We start from the raw sequence: 1,350 nt of genomic DNA on the forward strand, positions 1-1,350 counted from the left end.
TGACCACCGAGAAGGTCGCTCTCACCCAGAGTTCCGCGGGAGTGCCGGGTACGCCCGAAGACAGTGACAATTTCGGCAGCTCGATCGCCAGTGGCGACCTGGACGGTGATGGATACGCGGACCTCGTCGTGGGCGCCGACGGCGAGGCCGTGGGGGCCTATGAGGGCCAGGGCAGCGTCACCATCCTGTGGGGCGGCACCAAGCCGTTCACCAGCAGCACCACGACCACCGTGGAGAATCCGCAGCAGTGGCAGGCCCACGGCTACGACGTCGCGGTGGGGGACTTCACCGGTGACAGCGGAGCGGACCTCGCGGTGATCGAGCCGGGCGCGGTCGTCGTCTACAAGGGCGGCTTCGCCCGAGAGAGCAAGCCGGTCCCCGCGTACACCCTGTCGGTCCCTGGTGCGGGGCTCCGGTACTCGGAGGCCGCCGTGGGTGACGTCAACGGGGACGGCAAGGACGACCTGGCCGTGACCGGCGATGCCGGCACCGGACGTCCGGGCACTGACATCTTCACGGGCCAGGAGGGCCGCCCGAACCGAATCCAGCGCGTGGACGACGGAAACACCGCCGTCGCTCTCGGCGACATCAACGGCGACGGCTTCGACGACATGGCCTCTTCCCTGACCTGGCCCCAGTTCTTCTCCGTCGACGACCCCAGCAACGGCTCCGGCTACGTCACCGTCCGCTACGGCAGCGGGACGGGCTTCGGCGACCCGGTGACCCTGCACCAGAACAGCGCCGGTGTGCCCGGCGCCAACGAGGACGGTGACAACTGGGGAGCCTCGGTGGCGATCGGTGACGTCACCGGCGACGGCAAGGCCGAACTGGTGGTCGGTGCCAACGGCGAACAGCTCGGCGACCTGGACAACGCCGGTGACGTGACCGTGTTCCGCGGTTCCGCCTCCGGTGTCTCGCAGTCCGCGGTCGTGCGCGTTTCCCAGGACACCACCGGAGTTCCGGGCGCCGCCGAGACCGGGGACCTCTTCGGTGCACAGGTCCGGATCGCCGACTACGACAACAACGGCAAGGGCGACCTGGCGGTGACAGCCTCCTTCGAGAACGACCGCAGCGGTGGCCTGTGGACCCTGCCGGGCTCGCCGTCCGGCCTCACCGGTGCCGGTTCCAAGTCCCTCAGCTCAGCCGACTTCGGCCTCGCGACCGGCTCGCGGTTCGGCGAGACCCTGCAGGACTGACGACGCCCCCCATCCCCGTCGTCGACGGGGATGGGGGCCACGTACGCCGGAAGGGACGAACGAACCCGCTACCTCTGCGAGGCGGCCGGTCGCGGCAGCTTGCAGCCCTTCCGGCCGAGGTCGATCTTGCTGTCGTGTCCGACGCAGGGCACGA

1 protein-coding gene is annotated in these 1,350 nt (G+C 69.8%); it reads left to right on the top strand.

Translation table 11 applies throughout. The annotated features are described in order from the left end of the window. Positions 1–1,196: FG-GAP-like repeat-containing protein (locus ACZ5CR_RS45455; RefSeq protein WP_468869626.1), on the top strand; the 1,196-nt coding region annotated here is incomplete at its 5' end. Between the last annotated feature and the right edge of the window lie 154 nt (positions 1,197–1,350).

This window comes from Streptomyces sp. NPDC031274 (genome assembly GCF_055570235.1).